The following is a 6,797-nucleotide window of genomic DNA, read 5'->3' as shown; positions in this document are numbered from 1 at the left end:
TCAAGGAGCTGTGGGCGGACTAGGGCAGCGAGTACCAACCTTTGGCCCCTTTGGTTTTGCCAATCGCACGCCGGTGGATCGTCTTTGGCTGGTGGGCGATTGCACCCATCCCGGTGAAGGTACGGCGGGAGTGAGCTATTCGGCACTCACCGTTGTGCGGCAAATTCAGCAAGCGTCATCCTAGATTCCGTCGCCCTAGTCGCCCTAAATGATGACAGTTATCTAGCCATAGATACCCCATTCAGCCGGAGTCTGGCGCAATCGCTCCGGCTGAACTTGCCCTATCCGTTCGGACTGAGCTTGTCGAAGCCTGCATCTCTAGCCATCCATAGCAACGTGACGATAGCCACAGGTAGGGCACACCCCCAACATCCCCCAACATCTAGGTGTGATGAGGGGCGATCGCGACGGCTTAACCCTATCTATTGAGAATATATATTAACCTATAGCTCGATCAGATTTTCAGCAAGATCATGTTGACAAATGGATGATTGGTCGTCTATGGTTCTTCTTGGACAAATTAATTGATAATCAATTGCATTAAGTTGAGCTCTGCATAGACAGTATTAGGAATTATTGCAGGCTAGCTTGTCTATCCCTACTAAGGACCATCAAGATTCCACACACCATGATGAAACTCAAACGACGGACGCTTTTTGCTGGATTGACCGGAGCCGCTATGGCGATCGCAATTGGCTGTGCCAGTCAGCCTACCGATACAGCAACTGATACAGCGACTGATGCTGCTCCCGATACCGCCAGTGCTCCGGCTAGTGATGGTGAGGTTGTCAACCTATATTCATCTCGGCACTACGACACTGATAACAGCCTGTACGAAGGGTTTACAGAAGAGACGGGCATTGAGGTAAACCTGATTGAAGGGGACGCTGATGAACTGTTGGAGCGCATCAAGAGCGAAGGAGCTAACAGTCCAGCTGATGTCTATATGACCGTGGATGCAGGACGGCTCTGGCTAGCCGAGCAGGAAGGATTGCTGCAGCCTGTGGAGTCAGATGTGTTGACAGCCGCCATCCCTGAGAACCTGCGCCATCCTGACGGTCTCTGGTTTGGGCTAACGACCAGGGCTCGGGTCATTGTCTACAACAAAGATACGGTGGATCCATCTGAGCTTTCCACCTACGAAGACTTAGCTGATCCCAAATGGCAGGGGCGTGTCTGCATTCGTAGTTCGGGCAATATCTATAACCTTTCCCTCGTTGGCTCGATGGTGGAAACCATGGGAGAAGAAGCGACTCAGGAATGGGTAGAAGGTTTGGTGAGTAATCTAGCCCGTGAGCCTGAAGGAGGAGATACGGATCAGATTAAGGCAGTAGCATCAGGACAATGTGATGTAGCGATCGCCAACCACTACTACTGGGCAAGGCTAGCTAAGTCTGAAGATCCGGCTGAGCAAGCTGTAGCAGAGCAAGTGGGTATCTTTTTCCCCAACCAAGATGATCGCGGCACCCACGTGAATATCAGTGGTGCTGGTGTGTTAGCTACGGCTCCCAATCCCGAGAATGCGATCGCGTTTATTGAATATCTAGTTAGCCCCGAAGCGCAGGAAATCTTTGCGGCGGGCAATAATGAATACCCGGTGCTAGAAGGGGTCAATGTCGATCCGATTGTGGCGGAACTAGGTAACTTCAAGGTTGATGCGGTGAACGTAGCGTCCTACGGCCGCAATAACCCCAAGGTTGTAGAAATTGTTGACCGGGCAGGCTGGAAATAACTCTGATCGCCTGAAGCAACCGACCTGCAATTGTTCGTGGCAAACTCGTGGGGGATACATGTTTAGATGTATCTCCCTTTTTCGCTGGCTCTAGATCTGTCGTTGGCTTGCCTAGGTTTAATCAATACTCACGCCTTTAAACGTATTCGGGCGTTTACGACTAGCGACAGGAGCTTGCTCTGCAGCACGCGATCGCAGCCGATGGGCTTGAAAATGTTTCTGCCATTCGGCAGGTGCATCTAAGGTCTCGCCGCCGTGCTGGGTAAGCCGCTGCCGCACTTGGCATAGAACGGGTGTATTCACACAGGCTCCAGAAATAATCACCTGGCCCTTGGTGAGGGCCGGCAGTTCTTTCAACAAGTCGCGGCCAGCAGATTCCACGCCATACTTCAGGCTCTCCTGATCCACCGGATTGACGATGCGCATCAGAAACTGGCTCATGCATTGAGACAAGACATCCGCGTCGATTTTCCCAGGACGCTGGGTGATCAACCCCACGCCTAGACCAAATTTACGTCCCTCACTCAAAATTGTGCGCAGAATCGTCTTGCAGCGAGAGGGTTCATGGGCAGGGGCAAAGCGGTGGGCCTCTTCCAGCAAAATGAAGACCGGATAGGGCAAGTAGTTTTCGTCATCCGGCAGGATATATTCCTTTTGCGTATTCATGCGGGCTTGGTTGGACTGGCGCAATACCGCTGCACAAATCACCTGCTGGGCTTCTTGGGACACCTCGTTCATTTGCAAAACCGTCACCTGCCCCGGTTCAAACAAATCCTTGGGGGCCAGGTGTTCCATAGGATGAAAATAGGGCATGTCGGCCAGGCGATCGAGCTTCCACGTAATCGCCGGGGCGGAGGAGCCTAGCTTTTCGTTACCCTCATCATCCACGCTGGTGTCTGCCTCTTTCACCATTTCAATCAAGTCACCAATGCCCCAGCGGTATTGCCCTTGACGGTGTCGTTTGATTAGGGCAAAGGCTTTGTTGAGGATGGCCTGTTGGCGATCGCTCATTTCCGGTAGCAGGGTGAGGAAATCGTAGTAGTCCAACGACGAAATGCGAATGCGCACATCATCCGGCGTCAGCACTTTAACTTTGGGAGCATAGCCATCCTCGGCGGTGAAGGCTGGATGTCCTCGCAGTTCCGACAGGGTGCCATATTCCCCGTGGGGGTCAAAAATCAAAACGGCGGCGCGATTATGGGGAGCCAGCAGTTCTTCCACTAAAACGCCAGCGGTGTAAGACTTGCCCGACCCCGTACCCGCCAGAATCGCCATGTGGGTGCTCACCAGTTCTTTGACATCGAGAGCAATGGGAACGGCCCCTTGGTCGCGCAGGAGGAGAGAACCAATGTGGGCAGAGCCGATCGCTTGGGGCTGACGCTTGTTCAGCACTTCCCGCAGATAGTCATCATGGGCTAAGTACACCTTTTCCCCCGGATCCGGCGTGCGGCGGGGATTCATGAACCCCAATCGCGGATCAAAATAGCCCACCACATCGACGGTGACTTGGTAAATTTCGGGATTGGGATGGGAGAAGCCAACTAGGGCCGCAATGGTTTCCGGGCTAATTTCCGTATCGGCAAAAATGCGATCGGGTAAGTGATCAATCAGCGATCGCGCCGAGATCTTGCCCAAAATGTTCAGCGATCGCACCGTCCCATCCAGCCCCGGTAGTTGAACGGTGTAGTAGACAAATTCACCAATTTTGACATGGCGATTATTGCTGGTGATGAATACATATTGGTTGCCGTCGTCACCGGGGCCTTTCACCGTACCAATGGCTGGAGACTGCGATCGAGAACTTACCATAGATTTATATTGATGCTCTTCGTCAGGGACTTCTATCGATAGCAACCTAGAACCGTCGGTTGGATGGGGGGCAGCAGGAACTTCTAGACGAGATCTATGCGTCAGAGGAGTAGGCAGATCTCGATTGGATCTGGGTCGTTCGACGATCGCGCCCTGCCTAAACCGCTCGGTGGTCATGCTCAATGAACAGGTTACGACCTAAATTCCTTTTCATCCTATCCGCATTCCTCCCCAAGTCGCTGGAAAATTGGTTTATATTGGGGCAGATATTCTAGACTGTTGGTCATCCAATGGTTAATATCGACCGCCAACGTCCTAGGCTCAATCGGGTCTAAGACGATGAGCGATCGCCCGGTCTACATTAAACGCCTTCACCTGATCAACTGCTCCATCAAGAGTTGGGTTTTTCGTCTGTGTTGTGAATAAATCGTCTCCTCTGATTGCTATGAACCTAAAACTGAATGCGATCGCACCCCAGCGCCTTTTGGCCCCTATTCTCACCCTAGGACGGCATCTGAGCCTGATTTCTCTCTTGGTTGGTGTGGGCACCATGGCCAACTTTGCCCTCATGGCCTTACCTGCCCTAGCAGCGTTGGAAATGCGGGTGGCGATCGAGCAAGATGTCAGCCAAGTGACCATTGGTAGTTCGACCAACGCTGTGCTCCGGGATGGCTCGGGACAGGTCTTGGCAGAAATTCCCGCTATGGGAGCTCTGGTAGCAGAGTCGAACGGCGGGCGGGTGACGGTCAACCGCTGGACGGCAGGGCAAGTTTGGGTGGAGCCAGAGGGAGATGGCTTTGTTTATATCGGCGATAAATGGTACCGGGGGCGCACCTTGGTCTTGCCCACCAGTGGCGGCATCACGGCGGTGAACTATGTGGATCTAGAGGAATATCTCTACAGCGTTGTGGGTGCCGAAATGCCCACTAGTTGGCCTCTAGAAGCGTTGAAGGCTCAAGCGGTATCGGCTCGTAGCTACGCTCTCTATCAACGACAAACCAGCGGCAATGCGGTCTTTGATGTGGGAGATACCACCTCTTGGCAGGTCTATAGCGGTCTGGAGAAAGAAGCGGCTAGTACCCAGCAAGCCGTTCGAGAAACCGCCGGCCAAGTTTTGGTGCATGAGGGACGCATTATTGAAGCGGTCTTCCATTCTGCCTCGGGTGGGTATACCGAGAATGTCGAAGATGTTTGGACAAGCTATCGCCCCTACCTGCGGGCGGTGCAAGATTTCGACCAAAATGCTCCGGTCTATCAATGGACAGAAACCTTTAGCGCAGATCAACTCAGGGCAAGGATTACAGGCGTTGGCAACATTCTTTCGCTGCAGCCAGAGCGCCGCACCAACCAAGGTCGCATCATCACCATGCGCGTGGTAGGCGATGCCGGAACTCGCACCCTCAGCGGCAATGAACTGCGTCAAGCGCTAGACCTGCGCAGTACGTTGTTTGAGGTAACCCCGAGTCTTCCCAATGTAGCCAGTACGGGCAACACGGTACCGGTACCTACGTCGTTCCAAGTGCAGGGGCGTGGCTTTGGGCATGGGCTAGGCCTCAGCCAATGGGGAGCACGAGAAATGGCTAGCCAAGGGCAAAACTATCAGCAAATTGTTTCTCACTACTATACAGGAGCTAATCTAGCTGTCATCCAGGTAGAGTAAGGTAAGCAAGGGCGATCGCTTTTCGGTTAACCAAGAGAGCGATCGCTCGTAGCACGTCACGGGTTAGGTATTTAGGGTAATGGTTAGACTTAAACCTTAAACAAGACTAGACAGTTGAAGCTAGCCTTGTTTAAGGTTCGTTAATATCAGGGCAAGCCATGACGCAAAATTATGAAGGCGATACCAAAAAATATACTAGACTTGGCATCTATTACAATATCTTACTGTTGGTTTTTCTGATTTCTTCTGGTTCGTCATTAACCTTGAGGGCAATATCTTACTCAATCCTGACGATTTCTGATATCGGTAGAGTTGTACTGATATCAGCATTGCTGGTTGCCTTAATAGGTGTTCTTTTGGAAAAGGCTTGGGTAAGACGATTCATCCTTGGCCTTTACGGCTGTGTTTGTGTGAGCGCATGGAGTGGTTTTGGCGAGCTTAGCTATAGCTCGATGCTTGAGGCAGTTACCTTAGTGACTATGCCTACAATCATTCAGGCGACGGAAATTTCAATTGTTTTGCTTCTGGGAGCTATGTTTATCCTTCAAAAACCAGGTAAGAACATTGCATCCTGATAGTGTGACTGATGACCGATCTAGACAACGAGTCTGTTGAAGCACCTTGATGTCTAGGGTTCGATCGTCTACGCTAGTCATAACGCAGGTCGTATTCTACAAGGATATAGTGATTAAAAACGTTAAGACTAGTCTCAAAGTAGTGCTAGGAATCGCGCTCATCGTCGCAGGACTGAACCACTTTCGCTCAGCCGATTTCTATCTGCGAATGATGCCACCCTATTTACCATGGCATCTGGAACTGGTCTACATTAGCGGCGTGGCTGAAATACTCTTAGGCATCCTGCTACTGGTGCGTCGCACTTCAGCGATCGCTGCCTGGGGGATCATAGCGTTGCTCATCGCCGTCTTCCCTGCCAACCTCCAGATGGCCTTGGAGCCTGATCAATTTCCTAACATTCCCGAGATCGCGCTCTGGCTAAGGCTGCCACTCCAAGCGGTACTCATTGTCTGGGCCTATTGGTATACGCGATCGCCCTCCCGCCGCAACATCCATCACCCCTAGATAGAGATGTAACCTTTACTAAATAGGCAGGGACGAAAGCCTCATATCCCATCTGGGTAAGAAGAATGGATCACGTAACGTTTTAGCTCGATTTAAGATGACGACTACCTGTTTCCTTCATCACCCTGAACTATACTGAACATAGTTTCCTCCCTAGGAGCACAGCGCATGGTTCACACCACTGGCAAATCCATCACCCTAGATGAGTTTTTTGCGTTGCCTGACGACGACAAGACCTATGAGTTCGTCAATGGACAAGCTGTGCCGAAAGTGTTGCTCCCTACTATGTCCCCTAATTTTTTTCATAGTGCAATTACGGGCGCGTTGTTTACCTTACTCAGTCCATGGAGCCAAAATCGAGGGCGAGTGTGTATTGAATGGGCACTGCTCCTGAGATGGCAAGATAAACCTTGGGTGCCTGTGCCCGATCTTACCTATATTTCCTACGATCGCCTCCCGAAGACTTGGGTTAAGGATGAAGCTTGTCCAGTTTGTCCTGATCTAGTCATTGAAATT

Annotated in this window: 7 protein-coding genes; 6 read left to right on the top strand and 1 reads right to left on the bottom strand. The window is 51.5% G+C overall.

The window, feature by feature from the left end:
• Together V6D20_06980 and V6D20_06975 are read left to right on the top strand one after the other, a co-directional pair.
• Positions 1-184: hypothetical protein (locus V6D20_06980; GenBank protein ID HEY9815529.1), on the top strand; the 184-nt coding region annotated here is incomplete at its 5' end.
• Between the two features lie 444 nt (positions 185-628).
• The gene (locus tag V6D20_06975) at positions 629-1,732 is read left to right on the top strand and encodes a Fe(3+) ABC transporter substrate-binding protein (GenBank protein ID HEY9815528.1); all 1,104 of its coding nucleotides are present in this window, start codon (positions 629-631) and stop codon (positions 1,730-1,732) included.
• A 117-nt stretch (positions 1,733-1,849) separates the two neighbouring features.
• Here the strand turns inward: V6D20_06975 and V6D20_06970 are convergent, their stop codons facing one another.
• Positions 1,850-3,541 carry a DUF87 domain-containing protein gene (locus V6D20_06970; GenBank protein ID HEY9815527.1) on the bottom strand — a complete coding sequence of 564 codons (1,692 nt, stop codon included), beginning with the start codon at positions 3,539-3,541 and terminating at the stop codon, positions 1,850-1,852.
• Positions 3,542-3,959: 418 nt separating this feature from the next.
• Between V6D20_06970 and V6D20_06965 the strand changes: the two genes are divergently transcribed.
• From V6D20_06965 to V6D20_06950, 4 genes are all read left to right on the top strand, one after another.
• Positions 3,960-5,201, top strand: coding sequence for a SpoIID/LytB domain-containing protein (locus V6D20_06965; protein ID HEY9815526.1), 1,242 nt, complete (start codon positions 3,960-3,962; stop codon positions 5,199-5,201).
• Positions 5,202-5,359: 158 nt separating this feature from the next.
• On the top strand, positions 5,360-5,776 hold the full coding sequence (locus V6D20_06960; protein ID HEY9815525.1) for a hypothetical protein: 417 nt from the start codon (positions 5,360-5,362) through the stop codon (positions 5,774-5,776).
• 208 nt (positions 5,777-5,984) lie between these two features.
• Positions 5,985-6,281 (top strand): hypothetical protein, encoded by a 297-nt coding sequence (locus V6D20_06955; protein HEY9815524.1) that lies wholly within the window; start codon positions 5,985-5,987, stop codon positions 6,279-6,281.
• Between the two features lie 168 nt (positions 6,282-6,449).
• On the top strand, positions 6,450-6,797 hold a 348-nt coding region (locus V6D20_06950; protein HEY9815523.1), incomplete at its 3' end, for a Uma2 family endonuclease.

The sequence above is a fragment of the Candidatus Obscuribacterales bacterium genome (genome assembly GCA_036703605.1).
Lineage (GTDB): Bacteria > Cyanobacteriota > Cyanobacteriia > RECH01 > RECH01 > RECH01.
The sequence above is the reverse complement of the archived record's forward strand: the minus strand, read 5'-3'. Positions and strand labels throughout refer to the sequence as shown.

Excerpts from the sequence above, each read along its gene's own strand:
- V6D20_06975 (HEY9815528.1), top strand. The coding sequence starts at position 629 with ATGATGAAACTCAAACGACGGACGCTTTTTGCTGGATTGACCGGAGCC.
- V6D20_06970 (HEY9815527.1), bottom strand. The coding sequence starts at position 3,541 with ATGGTAAGTTCTCGATCGCAGTCTCCAGCCATTGGTACGGTGAAAGGC.
- V6D20_06960 (HEY9815525.1), top strand. The coding sequence starts at position 5,360 with ATGACGCAAAATTATGAAGGCGATACCAAAAAATATACTAGACTTGGC.
- V6D20_06955 (HEY9815524.1), top strand. The coding sequence starts at position 5,985 with ATGATGCCACCCTATTTACCATGGCATCTGGAACTGGTCTACATTAGC.